The organism is Streptomyces sp. KL2, from assembly GCF_046529545.1.
In the GTDB taxonomy this organism is placed as follows: Bacteria; Actinomycetota; Actinomycetes; order Streptomycetales; family Streptomycetaceae; genus Streptomyces; species Streptomyces radiopugnans.
Window position 1 is genome coordinate 3,572,173 of record NZ_CP127170.1, and the last position, 15,362, is coordinate 3,587,534.

The window sequence follows — 15,362 nt, forward strand, 5'->3', positions numbered from 1 at the left end:
TCGTCGGGACGATCGGGTCACCACCAGGCTGGCACGCCCGCGGGCACCCCGCACATCGAGCGGTTCACGGCCGCGGCGGAAGCGGGGGACGGCTGCGGTCGGGGACGTCGTCATAGCCGGGCGGGGCGGCGGCCGGGTGGCGTTCCAGCAGGTCCAGCGCGGTGCGCACCGCCGTCTCCAGCATCGGGTGGTGGTCCTCGGCCCAGTCCGTCGGGGTGCGCAGCACCTCGATGTCGGGCTCCACGCCGTGGTTCTCCACCGACCACTTGTACTCGTCGAACCACGCCGCGTTCATCGGCACCGTGATGACCGTGCCGTCGCCGAGCCGGTGGCGCCCGGTCATGCCGACCACCCCGCCCCAGGTGCGGGCGCCGACCACCGGGCCGATGCCCAGCAGCCGGAACGCGGCCGTGATCATGTCCCCGTCGGAGGCGGTGGCCTCGTCGGCCAGGGCCACTATCGGGCCGCGCGGGGCGTTGGACGCGTAGCTGACCGGCCGGGCGTGGCGCACCAGATCCCAGCCGAGGATGGTACGGGTCAGCGCCTCGACGACCAGTTCGCTGATGTGGCCGCCCGCGTTGCCGCGCACGTCCACGATCAGCGCGGGCCGGGAGACCTCCATGCGCAGATCGCGGTTGAACTGCGCCCAGCCGGAACCGCCCATGTCGGGGATGTGCAGATAGCCGCACCGGCCGTCGCTGAGCCTGCGCACCACCGCGCGCCGCCGGCTCACCCAGTCCTGGTAGCGCAGCGGGCGCTCGTCGATGAGGGGGACGACGGCGACGCGGCGGGGGCGGTGCGGGACGGCGTCCGGGCCGTCGCCGGGCTCGGTGGTGAGGAAGGCCAGCTCGACGGTGGTGCCGCCGGCCGCCGCCAGCAGCGGGAACGGTCCGGCGTCCGGGTCCACCGGGCGGCCGTCGACATGGGTGAGCACCGAGCCCTCGCGGATGCCGGAACCGGCCAGCGGTGAGCGGGCCCGGGAGTCGGAGGAGTCGCCGGGCAGGATGCGCTCCACCCGCCAGCGGCCCTCTCCGTCGAGGGCGAAGTCGGCGCCCAGCAGCCCGATCGGCCGCTGGTAGTGGGCCGGGCCCTCGTTGCGCCGGGCCGGGGAGACGTAGGCGTGGGAGGTGCCCAGCTCGCCCACCGTCTCGCGCAGCAGGTCGGCGAACTCGTCCGGGGAGGCCACCCGTTCGACCAGCGGGCGGTACTGGTCCAGGATCGCGTCCCAGTCCACGCCGGACATGCCCGGGTCCCAGAAGTACGACCGCATGATCCGGCCCGCCTCGTCGAACGCCTGCCGCCACTCGGCGCGCGGATCGGCGTCGTGCAGGATGCGGCGCAGGTCGAGGTGGGTGGTGGAGTCGGCGTCGGCGTGCTCGTTTGCGGGGACGGCCCGCAGGTCGCCGTCGTCGTTGACCACCAGGCGGGTGCCGTCGCCGCTGACCGCGAACCAGTCGATGTCGCTGGTCAGTTCGGTGCGCTTGGCCTTGACCAGGTCGAAGTGCTCCAGGGTGGGGCGGCCGGAGGTGTCGGCCGGGTTGGCGAAGGTCTCGCCCAGCGCCCCGGAGATCGGCCAGCGCAGCCAGACCAGTCCGCCGCCGCTGACCGGATGGAGCGAGGAGTACTTCGAGGCCGCCACGGGGAAGGGCGTGACGCGGCTGGCCAGCCCCTCGGCCTCCACCAGCACCGTCCCCTCCTCCCCGGCCGCCTCGCCGAGGGCGTCCGGGTCCAGGCCGCCGGCCGCCGGGCGGCCCTCGGGGGAGAGGGCGAACGGCGAGGGCGTGGCCGACGACAGCGGCACCAGGTACGGGCGGCAGCCCAGCGGGAAGGACAGGTCGCCGGTGTGCACGTCGTACACAGGGTCGAAACCGCGCCAGGAGAGGAAGGCGAGATAGCGGCCGTCGCGGGTGAAGACGGGCTGCTCGTCCTCGAAGCGGCCCTCGGTGACGTCCAGGATGGTGCGGTCGGACAGGCGGGCGATCCGGATGCGGGTGAGCGCGCCGTCGGTGCCGGGGTGGGCCCAGGCCAGCCACTGGGAGTCGGGGGAGAAGGCGAGGTGGCGGACGGGGCCGTTGACGGAGCGGACCAGCTCGGCGACACCGGCGGCCGCGCCCCCGGCGCCACCGCTCCCGGCGTCCCCGCCCCCGCCCCCGCTCCCGTCCCCGGCGTCCACCAGCAGCAGCCGCCCGTCGTGCGAGGCGACGGCCAGGGTGGCGCCGTCCGGCGAGGCGACCAGCTCGTGCACCCGCCCCAGCCGTCCCGCGGCGAGCCGCGCCGGCTCGCGGGCGCCGGTGGCCCGCGGCAGGTCGGAGACCTCCACGGCGTCCTCGCCCTCGGCGTCGGTGACGTAGGCGATCCGGCCGGTCGAGCCGAGCATCTCCGGCAGCCGCACCCGCACCCCCGGGGTGTCGGCGATCACCCGTGCCGGGCCGTCGCGGTGGGTGAGCCAGTACAGGCTGCCGCGCACCCCCACCGCGCTGGCGCGCCCGGTGGTGTCCACGGCCAGGGAGTTCACATGGCCCGCGGCCGAGACCTGGTAGACGCGGCGCCCGGCGCGCGGCCCCGCCAGCCGCACCGGCAGCCGGCGCGGCTTCGCGCGCGGCGAGAAGTCGTCCACCAGCCACAGCTCGCCCGCGCACTGGTACACCACGCGCTCGCCGTCGGTGGAGGCGTGGCGGGCGTAGAAGTCGGCGTGGTCGGTGTGGCGGCGCAGGTCGGTGCCGTCGGGCAGGCAGGAGTAGAGGTTGCCCACCCCCTCGTGGTCGGAGAGGAAAGCGATCCGGCCGCCGACGATCATCGGGCAGTCCAGATGCCCGTACAGCTCCGGGACCAGACGCTCGCCCTCCAGCCACAGCCGTCCCATCGCGCCGCCGCGGTATCGCTTCCAGGAGGCCGGCTCGTGGGGCGGGGTGCCGGTCAGCAGCAGGGTGCGCCGCTCGCCGCCGAGATCGGCGACGGCGAGGTTCGACACCGGGCCCCAGGGCAGCTTCTCGCCCGGACCGCCGCCGGGCGGCAGCCGGTAGGCCCAGGCGAAGTGCGAGAACGGCTGGCCGTGCGAGGCCACGGCCAGGATGTCCCCCTCGGGCGTCCAGCCGCAGACCTGGGTGTCCACCGCGCCCCAGTACGTCAGTTGCCGCGACGGCCCGCCGTCGACCGGCGTCAGGTGCACCTCGGGGTCCAGGCTGCGCCAGTTCGTGTACGCGATGTGGCTGCCGTCGGGGGAGAAGCGCGGGTGCCCGATGCGGGTGCGGTCCACCGTCAGGCGCCAGGCGCGCGGTGGTTCGTCGGCCCCGGGCGCGAGCGGGGCGATCCACAGATCGTCCTCGGCGGTGAAGCAGAGCAGGTCGCCGCTGAGGTGCGGAAACCTGAGGTACGCCCCGGAGGGGTCCGGGGAGGGGGGAACGGAGGTGTCTGGGGATCCGGAGGTCGCGGTCATCCCTCCCATGGTCGGCAGCCGGGCGGCGGGCGGCAACTCCTGGGAGCGGCGCGGCGGTCGGCGCTGCGGATCTCACCCGCGGGAGCGGACTGCGCCGCGCGGCGGCGGGGCCGGGAGACGGCGCCGGCGGGCATGCGCGCGGGCGGGCGGTTCGGTCCCTGCCGCGTCCGCGGGGGTCTTCCGGAGGGGCTTGCGGGTTCTGCCGCGGGACCCTGCGGGCCGTGCGCGGCTCCTGCGCGGTCTGCTGTGTCCTGCGGTTGTGTCCTGCGGTCCTGCCGCGTCCTGCGGCTTGCGTTCCGGCCGTTTCCCGGCGCCTGCTTGCCGAAGCGCCGGACGCGCGGCCGCCGCCTCAGCCCAGCAGGGAGGTCAGCCCGCGGTCCAGGTCCAGCTCCAGGTGCTCGGAGCCGCCGGGCACCATGCCGTACGTGCCGTGCAGGAAGCGCAGCAGACCGGTGGTGTCGAACTCGATCACCGCGACCCCCTCCGGAGCGCGCAGCTCGATGACCGTCCGCTCGGGTCCGGACGGCCGGATGTGCACGTCCCCGAGACCGACCGCGGCCCGCAGCCCCTCCTCCAGCAGTTCGCGGGAGAACACCCAGACGACCTCCTGCCCGTCCAGGGAGACGTCGGAGGGGAACACCAGACTGACGGCGAAGGGGTCGTGGCGGTCGTAGCGCAGCCCGACGGTCACCTCCCGGGTGACCGAGGGGACGGTGATCAGACGTGCCTGGACGCTGTGGTCGACGACTGCGCGCATGGGGTGCTCCTTTTCCGGGGGGCCTTTTCTCCTACGACCCCGTCAGAGCGTTTTCATGACGGCATACCGCAGGTAATGGGTGTGGGTTCTGCAACAGTTCCGTGAAGGTCCGACATTGATGGCGTCTTCCCTCGGACCGGGCAAGTATCCCGATCCACCGGCAACCGGACGGGTTGGAAACGCTGGGTCTTCGCAACCGTCGCACTCGGTGACGCCTGCCCGTCGCGCCCCTCGGTACCCACCCGCCGGCGACAGAGGCGCTCTTGCGAAGAGGTTGCAACTACTCCTTACCGTCGGGGTGTGGAGCCGCCCCGGCTCTCCGCGCCCTCCGGCCGCGGTGCGGCGGGACCGCGGCGGGACCGCGGCGGCCGTGGAAGCCCGAGAAGCGGAGTCCTGCCATGCACGTGCCCGACGGATTTCTCAACGCCCCGGTCTCGGTGGCCACCGGTGCCGTCGCCGCGGCCGCCGTTGCGGTCAGCCTGCGCGGCGCGCGCCGCGAACTGGCGGGCACCGCCGCGTACCACGGAGCGGAGCGCACCGCGCCGCTGGCCGGCCTCGTGGCGGCCTTCGTCTTCGCCGTGCAGATGCTCAACTTCCCCGTGGGCGCGGGCACCAGCGGCCATCTGATGGGCGGGGCGCTGGCGGCGATACTCGTCGGCCCCTGCACCGGGGTGCTCGCCCTCTCCGTCGTCCTGCTGATGCAGGCACTGCTCTTCGCCGACGGCGGTCTCACCGCACTGGGCACCAACATCACCCTGATCGGCATCGTCACCGTCGTCGTCTCCTACGCCGTCTTCCGCGCCCTGGTACGGGTCCTGCCGCGCCGCCGCGGCTCGGTCACCGCCGCCGCCTTCGTCTCCGCCCTGCTCTCCGTACCGGCCGCCGCCGCCGTCTTCACCGGCCTGTACGCACTCGGCGGCACCGCCGAGGTCCCCCTGGGCAAGGTCCTCACCGCGATGCTCGGCGTCCACACCCTGATCGGCGTCGGCGAGGCGCTCATCACCACCGCCACCGTCGGCGCCGTCCTGGCCGTACGCCCGGACCTGGTGTACGCCGCCCGCTCCCTCGCCCGCCCCCTCGTCCTGCGCAGCGGCCCGGTCGCCACCCCCGGCTCGGGCCCCGCCCCGCGAGCCACCGCCGTCACCCCCACCGACTCCGCATCCACCGACTCCGCCACCGCCGGGCCCGCCCCGGCCCCCGCGCCCGCCGCGCGCCCCGCCTCCACCCGGAAGGTCTGGGCGGGCGGACTGGCCGCCACCCTCCTGTGCGCCGGCGTCGTCAGCTTCTACGCCTCCGCCGCCCCCGACGGCCTGGAGAAGGTCGCCGGCGAGTACGGCATCTCCTCCCAGGAGGAGCACGGGCTGGCCGGCTCCCCGCTCGCCGACTACGGCGTGGCGTCCATCGCCGACGAGCGCCTCTCCGGCGGGCTCGCCGGGCTCATCGGCGTCGGCACGACGCTGGCCGCGGGCGCAGGGGTCCTCGTCGCCGTACGCCGCCGCGGAAACGCCGGAGCGGCCGGCGCACCGGCCGGGGAAGGGAGCGACGGCCGCGCGGAGGACGGTGCCGGCCGCACCCCCGCCGGAAACGCCTGAGATGGGCTCCGGACACGCCCACCGGCTCTACCGCCACGGGCGCTCGCCCGTGCACCGCCTCCCCGCCCACCCCAAGATCGCGGCCGTTCTCGCCTTCGTCCTCGTCGTCGTCGCCACCCCGCGCGAGGCGATGTGGGCCTTCGGCGCCTACGCGCTGCTGCTGGCCGCCGTCGCAGCGCTCTCCCGCGTCCCCGCCCGCCACCTGCTGACGCGCATGCTGATCGAGGTGCCCTTCGTCGCCTTCGCGGTGCTGATGCCCTTCGTCGCGGAGGGCCCGCGCGTGGAGGCGCTGGGCATGCCGCTGAGCGAGCCCGGCCTGTGGGGCGCCTGGAACGTCCTGGCCAAGGGCACCCTCGGTGTCGCCGCCTCCGTCCTGCTGGCCTCCACCACCGAACTGCGCGAGATCCTCCTGGGCCTCCAGCGGCTGCGCATGCCCCCGCTGCTGGTGCAGATCGCCTCCTTCATGCTCCGCTACGGGGACGTGATCACCGACGAGATGCGCCGTATGCGCCTGGCCCGCGTCTCCCGCGGCTTCACCGCCCGCGGCGTGCGGCAGTGGGGCGTGCTCGCCAAGACCGCCGGGGCGCTGTTCATCCGCGCCTACGAGCGCGGCGAGCGCGTCCACCTGGCCATGCTCAGCCGCGGCTACACCGGCACCATGCCCACCGCCGACGAGACGGCCGCCACCCGCGCCCAGTGGTCGTCCGCCGCCGCCCTCCCGCTCGCCGCGCTCGCGGTCTGCCTGATGGGATGGTGGACACCATGACAGCAGCCGACGACCCGCGGGACGAGCCCGCCGCGCCCCCCTCCCTGGAGGTCCGCGGCCTCGCCTACGCCTACCCCGACGGCCACCAGGCCCTCTTCGGCGTCGACCTCACGGTGGCGCGCGGCGAGCGCGTCGCGCTGCTCGGGCCGAACGGCGCCGGCAAGACCACCCTCGTGCTCCACCTCAACGGCATCCTCACCGGCGGCGCGGGAAGCGTCACCGTGGCCGGACTGCGCGTGGACCCGGCGGACAGGGGCGCCCTGGCCGAGATCCGCCGCCGCGTCGGCATCGTCTTCCAGGACCCGGACGACCAGCTGTTCATGCCCACCGTCCGCGAGGACGTCGCCTTCGGCCCCGCCAACGCCGGGCTGCGCGGCGCCGAACTGGCGGCCCGGGTGCACGAGGCGCTGGCCCTGGTGGGGATGGAGGAGTACGCCGACCGCCCCCCGCACCACCTCTCCTTCGGCCAGCGGCGCCGGGTGGCGGTGGCCACCGTGCTGGCCATGCGGCCGGAGATCCTCGTCCTGGACGAGCCGTCCTCCAACCTCGACCCCGCCTCCCGCCGCGAACTGGCCGACATCCTGCGGTCGCTGGACGTCACCGTGCTCATGGTCACCCACGACCTGCCCTACGCCCTGGAGCTGTGCCCCCGCTCGGTCGTCCTCGGCGAAGGCGTCATCGCCGCCGACGGCCCCACCCGGGACCTGCTGTGCGACGAGGCGCTGATGCGCGCCCACCGCCTGGAGCTGCCCTTCGGATTCGACCCCCGGTCGGTGACGCTGCCGCACGCGTAGCACCATGTACGCGGCACACATCGGTGCACACATCGGCACACGCATCACCTTTCGACCGGCGGGAGCACGAAGACAGTGGTGGACGTCCAGGGCACGGTGGCGGACGGCTACGAGCCGGTCCGTGACGCCTTCCGCGCCAACCTGACCGAACGCGGCGACCGGGGCGCGGCCGTGGCCGTCTACCGGGACGGGCACAAGGTCGTCGACCTGTGGGGCGGCCTGGCCGACCCCCACGGGCGGGAGCCCTGGGCCGAGGACACCGCCCAGGTCGTCCGCTCGGTCACCAAGGGCCCGGCCGCCGCCGTGCCGCACCTGCTGCACCAGCGCGGACGCCTGGACCTGGACGCGCCGGTGGGCACCTACTGGCCGGAGTTCAAGGCCGCGGGCAAGGAACGCGTACCGGTGCGCCACCTGCTCACCCACCGCGCCGGGCTGCCCGCCCTGGACACCCCGCTGACCCCGCGGCAGGCGCTCGACGGCGTCTCCGGCCCGTGCGCCGTCGCGGCGCAGGCGCCCGCCTGGGAGCCGGGCACCGCGCACGGCTACCACGCGCAGACCTACAGCTGGCTGCTGGGCGAGCTGGTGCTGCGGGTCACCGGGCGGAGCCTGGGCCGCTGGTTCGCCGAGGAGATAGCCGCACCGCTCGGCCTCGACCTGTGGATCGGACTGCCCGCGGACCAGGCGCACCGGGTGGGCCGGATCGCAGAGGTGGACGCCCCGCCCGCGCCCGCCTCCGCCGGGCTGCGGGTGCGCCCCAAGCGCGAGGTCGCCGACGCCTGGCGCGATCCGCGCTCCCTCACCCGCCGGGCCTTCGGCGCCATCGACCCGCAGCCCGACGAGAACGACCCCGCCTACCCGGCCGCCGAGCTCGCCGCCTCCTCCGGCGTGGCCACCGCCCGCTCCCTGGCCCGCTTCTACGCGGCGCTCATCGGCGACCTCGGCGACGGCACCCGCCGGCTGTACGCCCCCGCCACCCTCACCCAGGCGCGTACCGAGGAGTCGGCCGGACCCGACCGCGTCCTGCTGGTCGCCACCCGCTTCGGCCTGGGCTACATGCTGCACGGGCCGTCCTCGCCGATGCTGGGCCCCGGCTCCTTCGGCCACCCCGGACGCGGCGGCTCGCTGGCCTTCGCCGACCCCGAGACGGGACTGGCCTTCGCCTACGTCACCAACTCCCTCCAGAAGTCGGTCACCTCCGACCCGCGCGCCCAGGCCCTCGTACGCGCGCTGAGGAAAGCGGCGGCGGACGGGGACAGATGACCGGCCCGGGATCTACGCTGGCCCGATGCAGCGGGTCGAGGGACGTCTGACGGGTTACGCGGCGCTGGTCACGGGCGCGGGGCGGGGCATCGGCGCGGCGGTCTGCCGGCGGCTGGCCGCCGAGGGCGCCCGGGTGCTGGTCACCGACATCGACGGCGAGAGCGCCGAGCGCACGGCCCGGGAGGTGGCCGAGGCGGGCGGGCAGGCCTGCCACACCGTCTGCGACGTGGGCGACGACGACTCGGTGCGGGCGGCCGTCGGACATGCCGTGGAGCGGTTCGGCGGCCTGGACGTCCTGGTCAGCAACGCCTACGGCATCCACGCCGAGCCCCCGCTCTTCGAGGACCTCTCGGAGGCGGAGTGGCAGCGCGGTCTGGACCTCACCCTCACCGGCGCCTTCCGCTGCGCCCGCGCCGCCCTGCCCCATCTGGCCGCGGCCCCGGACCGGCGCGGGGCCGTCGTCTGCGTCGGCTCCGTCAACGGCGAGCGCGACTTCGGCGGGCACGCCTACAGCGCCGCCAAGGCGGGGCTGGCCTCACTGACCCGCACCCTGGCCGGGCACGCCGCCCCGCGGGGGGTGCGGGTCAACCTGGTCGCGCCGGGGACGGTGGCCACCCAGGCGTGGGAGGGGCGCGACGGGCTGCTGGAGCGCGCGGCCCGCGAGTATCCGCTGGGCCGGGTGGGCCGCCCCGAGGACATCGCGGCGGCCGTCGCCTTCCTCGCGTCGGCCGACGCTTCCTGGATCACCGGTCTGACCCTTCCCGTGGACGGCGGGCTGCTGATCTCCAACCTCGGGCTGCGCCGCGCGCTCAACGGGGAGGAGGAGTCCGGCTGACCGGACGCTCCCCGCGGTCCGGAAACACCGGTGTCCCGGCCGTGTTGACGCAGCGGAGGCGTTGCGGTGTTCAGCCCGCCGGGCGGACCACCGTGGCGCCCGGCGCCGGGCTCGTGGCGGTGTGGGCGGTGCGGCAGACGCCCGAGGCGCGCAGCGCGAAGGCGACGTCCGACGCCGCCGCGGCGTCCTCGGCCAGGAAGGCGCAGGTCGGACCGGAGCCGGAGACCAGCGCGGCCAGCGCGCCCGCCTCCGTGCCCACCGACAGGGTGTCGTCCAGGGACGGCAGCAGGGAGACGGCTGCGGGCTGGAGGTCGTTGGACAGGTGCTCGGCGAGCAGGGCGGCGTCCCCGGCGCGCAGCGCGGCCAGCAGCGCGGGGGACGCCTCGGGCGCGGGCACGGCGTCGGCGCCCGCGCCGCCGCCGCGCGCCTCGCGCAGCCGGTCGCACTCGCGGTAGACGGCCGGGGTGGACAGCCCGCCGGCGGCGACGGCGAACACCCAGTGGAAGGCGCCGCCCACCTCCAGCGGCGTCAGCAGCTCGCCCCGGCCCCGGCCCAGCGCCGCACCGCCGACCAGCGAGAAGGGCACATCGGAGCCCAACTCCGCGCAGATCTCCAGCATTTCCTCGCGCGAGGCGCCCGTGCCCCACAGCGCGTCGCAGGCCAGCAGCGCGCCCGCCGCGTCCGCGCTGCCGCCGGCCATGCCGCCGGCGACGGGGATCTCCTTGTTGATGTGCAGATGGACGTCCGGCACGATGCCGTACCGCGCGGCGAGCGCGTCGGCGGCGCGGACGGCCAGGTTGGTGCGGTCCAGCGGCACCTGGTCGGTGTCGGGCCCGGAGCAGGTGACGCGCGGGCCCTCGCCGGGTGCGGTGGCGGTGGCGGTGACCTCGTCGTACAGGCCGACGGCGAGGAAGACGTTGGCCAGGTCGTGGAAGCCGTCCGGCCGCAGCCCGCCCACCGCGAGCTGCACGTTGACCTTGGCCGGTACGCGTACGGTGACCGGCGCGGCGGTACGGGCGGTGCCCGTGCCGGCCGTCTCTGCGGTGCTCATGCGCTGGTGGTGCCCTTCCGCTCCGCGATGGCCGCGAAGTCCTCGATCGTCAACGACTCCCCCCGGGCGCGGGGGTCGACCCCCGCGGCCGTCAGCGCCGCCTCGGCCGCCGCGGCCGAACCCGCCCAGCCCGCCAGCGCCGCCCGCAGCGTCTTGCGGCGCTGGGCGAAGGCGGCGTCCACCACGGCGAAGACCTCCCGCCGGGTGGCGCCGGTGCGCGGCGGGTCGCGCCGGACCAGCGACACCAGCCCGGAGTCCACGTTGGGCGCGGGCCAGAAGACGTTGCGCCCGATGGCCCCGGCCCGCCGCACCTCCGCGTACCAGGCGGCCTTCACCGACGGCACCCCGTAGACCTTCGAGCCCGGTTCGGCCGCGAGCCGGTCGGCGACCTCGGCCTGGACCATCACCAGGCCGTGCTCGATGGACGGGAACGTCGCCAGCATGTGCAGCAGGACGGGCACGGCGACGTTGTAGGGAAGGTTGGCGACCAGCGCGGTGGGCTCCGGGCCCGGCAGCTCCGCGATGCGCATCGCGTCGTGGTGGACGAGCGTGAAGCGGTCGGCCCGGCCGGGCAGCCGGGCGGCGACGGTCGCGGGCAGCGCCGCCGCCAGCACGTCGTCGATCTCCACCGCCGTCACCCAGGCGGCCTCCTGGAGCAGCGCCAGCGTCAGCGACCCCAGCCCCGGGCCGACCTCGACCACCACGTCCTTCGGGCCCACCCGCGCGGTCCGCACGATCCGGCGGACGGTGTTGGCGTCGATGACGAAGTTCTGGCCGCGCTGCTTGGTGGGGCGCACCCCCAGCGCGGCGGCCAGCTCGCGGACGTCGGCGGGGCCGAGGAGGACGTCGGCGCCGGAACCGGTGTCGGCGCCGGGGGACGGGGGAGGGGAGGGGGCTGAGCTCACCGGTGCAGTTTACGGCCGCACACCGGCCAGGGACTCGCGCCCTTCTGCACGTACAGCTTCTTCGCCCGGTAGGTCTGCTCGGCCGGGGGAGCGTCCTGCGGACGGCCCTTCCCGCCCAGGCCGCGCCAGGTGCGGGTGTCGAACTGGTAGAGCCCGCCGTGGCCGCCGGGGCCCACCGCGTCCGGCCGGCCGCCGGACTCGCAGCGGGCCAGGGCCCCCCAGTCCAGGCCGTCGGCGCCGCGCACCGAGGAGGGCGGCTCGGCGGTGCCCACGCGCACGATCCGCGGCCTGGGCGCGCGCACCACCACCGTCCCGGTGTGCCGGGGCCGCTGCCGCACCCCGTTGACCGTGCGCACCTCGTAGGTGAGCCGGCGCAGCCCCGGCACGCCCGTCTGCTCCACCACCTCGGTGCCGCGGAACAGAGTCGGGTCCCCTCGCCGCTCGGTGGTGTACGGGACGGGCTCGTCGCGCACCTGCTCGGTCTCGGTGATGCGCAGCACGGTGACGGCCTGGCCGTCGCGCGGGAAGGAGTCCAGGGCCACCGAGGCGCGGTCCGCGCCGCGCAGTTCGACGCCCGCGTCGGCCAGCGCCCCGCGCACGGTCGCGGCGCTGGTGCGCACGGTGTGCTCGCGGCCGTCGGCGAGGACGGTCACGCTCCGCTCGGTCCACACGGTCAGCGCCAGGCCGCCGCGCCCGATGCGCCGGTCACGGGGCACCGACACGCGCGCCCCCTCCGGGCGCACCCCGAGCCCGCGCAGCGCCGCCTCCACGGTGGCGGCCGTGGTCCACACCCGCCGGGGACGCCCGTCGAGGGTGAGGGTCAGCGGGCGGCCGTAGCGGACGGTGACGCTGTCACCGTGGGAGAGGGGCTCGCCGGGGGCGGGCGAGACGGCGTCGTGCGCGCCGACGGACACGCCCTCGTCGGCCAGGAGTTCGGAGACGTCGTCGGCGAAGGTGTGGAGGGTGCGCGGCCCGTCCTCGCCCTCCACCGACAGGCTGACGGCCTTGTCGTCCACGACGAAGGCGCAGGTGCCGCCCGCCAGGAAGGCGACGACGAGGGCCTGCGGCAGCAGGCGGCGCAGGGCCTCGGGGCGCTGGGCGGCCTTCCGCTCCCGCGCGGCCCGCCGGGCGGCGGCCCGGCCGCCGGTGGGGCCGCCGGCCGCCTCGCGTGCGGTGTCGCACGCGGTATCGCCGCCTGGGCCGCCGGCGGACTGCCGGGGCAGCCACAGGGCGGGGTCGGCCGGTGCTGCGGGGGCGGGGCCGAAGGCTCCGGGGTGTCCGGGGAACTCCCGGTGTGCGGGGGCCTCCGGGAGCGGTGGAGCCTCGGGCGGCCCGTACGCGCCGTGCTCCCCGTACGCGCCGTACCCGTCGTACGTGCCGTACCCGTCGTACGGCGCGCCGTGGAACTCGTACGAGGGCCGGTAGGTGTCGTACGGGTCCCGCTCGTGCTCCGGCCCGCCGTGCCCCTGGGCGTGGTACTCCCACGGGCTCCACGGCTCCCACGGCCGGTGCGGCGGCGGCGCGGAGGGGTACGCGTACTCGTACTGCTGGATCCCCTGCGGATGGCTCACGACGTACTCCCAAGCGGTCCTGGTGGCGGGCCGGGACCCTAGCGGAGCATCGGTCACTCTCCCAAGTCGTACGACTACCCGAAGTTGCGAAAAGCGGGCCGCCGCGCCGCGCGCGCCCACCGCCGCGCGCCCGTCAGTAGCCGAACGCGCGGGCCGTGTTGGCCGCGACGTGCTCCGCGAGCGTGTCCTCGTCCAGCCCCTTCACCTCGGCCATCGCGCGCAGCGTGTACGGGATCATGTACGGCGCGTTGGGGCGCCCGCGGTAGGGGGCCGGAGTCAGGAACGGCGCGTCGGTCTCCACCAGCAGCAGCTCCGGCGGGGCGGCGGCCAGCGCCTCGCGCAGCGGCCGCGCGTTCTTGAAGGTGACGTTGCCGGCGAAGGACATGAACCAGCCCTTCGCGGCGCACACCTCGGCCATCGCGGCGTCGCCGGAGAAGCAGTGGAAGACCGTCCGCTCGGGGGCGCCCTCCTCCTCCAGGACGCGCAGCACGTCCTCGTGGGCGTCCCGGTCGTGGATCACCAGGGCCTTGTCCAGCCGCTTGGCCATCTCGATGTGGCGGCGGAAGGAGTACCGCTGGGCCTCCCGCCCCTCCTCGCCCGTCCGGAAGTGGTCCAGGCCGGTCTCTCCGACGGCCAGCACCTCCGGCCGCGCGGCCAGCCCGTCGATCTCCTCCAGGGCGGCGTCCAGCGCCTCGCGCCCCCCGCCCGTCTCCAGCCGCGGCGCCTCGTTGGGGTGCAGGGCGACGGCGGCCCACACCGCGTCGTGCTCGGCGGCCACCCGCGCCGACCAGCGGGAGCGCTCCAGGTCGCAGCCGACCTGCACCAGGGTCGTCACGCCCACCTCGGCGGCCGCCGCGACGGTCCGGCCGACCGTGGCGTCCTGCATGTCGATGTGGGTGTGCGAGTCGGCGACCGGCACGTTCAGCGGTACTGGCGGCGGCGCGGGCTCCACGGCCCCGCCGGCCTGCTTCGCGGGCCTCGCGGCCTTCGCGGACTTCTCCATGCCCGCGATCCTAGGCCGCCCGCCGGCCCGGGCCGTCGGCCGCCCGTGCGGCGGGGTCCGGCGGCCCGCGCGGGCGTCACTCCTGCGGCAGGGCGTGCTCCGTCGTGTACACCTGCCCCGCCCGTATGATCCGCACCACGTGCGATTCGCAGTTCGGGCAGACCGGGCGCGTCAGCGGCGACGGCACCCGCCCGCCGTCCACCGGATCGTGGTAGGTGACGAAGGGCCGTCCGTCGAGGTCGGTGTGGTGCCGTATCTCGTACGCGCGTTCCCAGCCGTGGCCGCAGTGCATACAGGCGAAGGAGTACTCCTCGTGGCCGGTCGTGTCCCTGGGGTCCATGGGAACCTCCTCCCGGTTCTCCTTCCTACCAGTGGACTCCTTCCCGGCCCGGAATGCACGGGCAGGCCCGCCGCTTTCCGCCCGGGGGCCGCGCCGGCGCCCTCCGAGCCCCGGGCCCCGCCCGCCGTCCGGCCCTCTCAGGCCGTCTCCGCGTTCTTCGCCGCGACCACCGCGTCGAACACCTCCCGCTTGGGCAGCCCCGCCTCGCGCGCCACCTCCGCGATGGCCTCCTTGCGGCGCTCGCCGGCGGCCTCGCGCACCGCCACCCGGCGCACCAGCTCGGCGGCGTCCACCGTGCCGGGCGCCTCGGCGGGCGCGCCCTCGACGACGACGGTGATCTCGCCCCGCACGCCCTCCTCGGCCCAGGCGGCCAGTTCGCCCAGCGTGCCGCGCCGCACCTCCTCGTAGGTCTTGGTCAGCTCCCGGCACACCGCGGCCCGGCGGTCGGCGCCGAAGGCCTGGGCCATGGCGGCCAGCGCGGCGGCCAGCCGGTGCGGGGCCTCGAAGTAGACCAGCGTGCGGCGCTCCCCGGCCGCCTCGCGAAGCCGCGCCAGCCGCTCGCCCGTCTTGCGCGGCAGGAAGCCCTCGAAGCAGAACCGGTCCACCGGCAGTCCCGACAGCGCCAGCGCGGTGAGCACGGCGGACGGCCCGGGCACGGCCGTGACCCTGATCCCGCGTTCGACGGCGGCGGCCACCAGCCGGTAGCCGGGATCGGAGACCGACGGCATCCCCGCGTCCGTGACCAGCAGCACCCGGGAGCCCTCCGACAGCGCGTCGGCCAGCTCCGGCGTCCGCGCGGCCTCGTTGCCCTCGAAGTACGACACCACCCGGCCGGAGATCCGCACCCCCAGCGCCTGGGTGAGGCGCCGCAGCCGCCGGGTGTCCTCGGCGGCGACGATGTCGGCCCCCTCCAGCTCGGCCGCGAGCCGGGGCGGTGCGTCGGCGGTGTCGCCGATGGGTGTGCCTGCCAGTACGAGTGTTCCGCTCACCCCGCCATCCTCGCAGCTCCGGCGGGGACCGGGGACGGCGCGGCGCCGCCCGGCCACCGGTGC

13 protein-coding genes are annotated in these 15,362 nt (G+C 75.8%); 5 read left to right on the forward strand and 8 right to left on the reverse strand.

Features of this window, described 5'->3' with window-relative positions:
- Positions 1–64: 64 nt before the first annotated feature.
- Positions 65–3,436 carry a S41 family peptidase gene (locus QPK52_RS16250; RefSeq protein WP_410538220.1) on the reverse strand — a complete coding sequence of 1,124 codons (3,372 nt, stop codon included), beginning with the start codon at positions 3,434–3,436 and terminating at the stop codon, positions 65–67.
- A gap of 349 nt (positions 3,437–3,785) precedes the next feature.
- Complete coding sequence (locus QPK52_RS16255; protein ID WP_410538221.1) at positions 3,786–4,193, reverse strand: SsgA family sporulation/cell division regulator; 408 nt, start codon at positions 4,191–4,193, stop codon at positions 3,786–3,788.
- A 398-nt stretch (positions 4,194–4,591) separates the two neighbouring features.
- Between QPK52_RS16255 and QPK52_RS16260 the strand changes: the two genes are divergently transcribed.
- From QPK52_RS16260 to QPK52_RS16280, 5 genes are all read left to right on the forward strand, one after another.
- Entirely contained in the window at positions 4,592–5,785 is a 1,194-nt protein-coding gene (locus QPK52_RS16260; RefSeq protein ID WP_410538222.1) for an energy-coupling factor ABC transporter permease, read from the forward strand.
- 1 nt (position 5,786) lies between these two features.
- Positions 5,787–6,551: a cobalt ECF transporter T component CbiQ gene (cbiQ, locus tag QPK52_RS16265; protein ID WP_410538223.1), complete on the forward strand. Its 765-nt coding sequence runs from the start codon at positions 5,787–5,789 to the stop codon at positions 6,549–6,551.
- Complete coding sequence (locus tag QPK52_RS16270) at positions 6,548–7,345, forward strand: energy-coupling factor ABC transporter ATP-binding protein (protein ID WP_410538224.1); 798 nt, start codon at positions 6,548–6,550, stop codon at positions 7,343–7,345. Before cbiQ ends, QPK52_RS16270 begins: the two co-directional genes overlap by 4 nt.
- Positions 7,346–7,420: 75 nt before the next feature.
- A complete protein-coding gene (locus QPK52_RS16275) occupies positions 7,421–8,605 on the forward strand; it encodes a serine hydrolase domain-containing protein (protein WP_410538225.1) in 1,185 nt (394 codons plus the stop codon).
- A 25-nt stretch (positions 8,606–8,630) separates the two neighbouring features.
- Positions 8,631–9,440: an SDR family NAD(P)-dependent oxidoreductase gene (locus tag QPK52_RS16280; protein ID WP_410538226.1), complete on the forward strand. Its 810-nt coding sequence runs from the start codon at positions 8,631–8,633 to the stop codon at positions 9,438–9,440.
- Positions 9,441–9,510: 70 nt separating this feature from the next.
- On the opposite strand, the gene QPK52_RS16285 is transcribed toward QPK52_RS16280, so the two are convergent.
- From QPK52_RS16285 to rsmI, 6 genes are all read right to left on the reverse strand, one after another.
- Complete coding sequence (locus tag QPK52_RS16285; protein ID WP_410538227.1) at positions 9,511–10,491, reverse strand: 4-(cytidine 5'-diphospho)-2-C-methyl-D-erythritol kinase; 981 nt, start codon at positions 10,489–10,491, stop codon at positions 9,511–9,513.
- Complete coding sequence (gene rsmA, locus QPK52_RS16290; protein WP_410538228.1) at positions 10,488–11,396, reverse strand: 16S rRNA (adenine(1518)-N(6)/adenine(1519)-N(6))-dimethyltransferase RsmA; 909 nt, start codon at positions 11,394–11,396, stop codon at positions 10,488–10,490. The genes QPK52_RS16285 and rsmA overlap by 4 nt, the downstream gene beginning before the upstream one ends.
- Entirely contained in the window at positions 11,393–12,967 is a 1,575-nt protein-coding gene (locus QPK52_RS16295) for a ubiquitin-like domain-containing protein (protein ID WP_410538229.1), read from the reverse strand. Before QPK52_RS16295 ends, rsmA begins: the two co-directional genes overlap by 4 nt.
- Before the next feature lie 133 nt (positions 12,968–13,100).
- Positions 13,101–13,970, reverse strand: a complete 870-nt coding sequence (locus QPK52_RS16300; protein WP_410538230.1) for a TatD family hydrolase — start codon at positions 13,968–13,970, stop codon at positions 13,101–13,103.
- A gap of 76 nt (positions 13,971–14,046) precedes the next feature.
- Complete coding sequence (locus tag QPK52_RS16305; RefSeq protein WP_410538231.1) at positions 14,047–14,310, reverse strand: hypothetical protein; 264 nt, start codon at positions 14,308–14,310, stop codon at positions 14,047–14,049.
- A 137-nt stretch (positions 14,311–14,447) separates the two neighbouring features.
- Entirely contained in the window at positions 14,448–15,299 is an 852-nt protein-coding gene (gene rsmI, locus QPK52_RS16310; RefSeq protein WP_410538232.1) for a 16S rRNA (cytidine(1402)-2'-O)-methyltransferase, read from the reverse strand.
- Positions 15,300–15,362 lie beyond the last annotated feature (63 nt).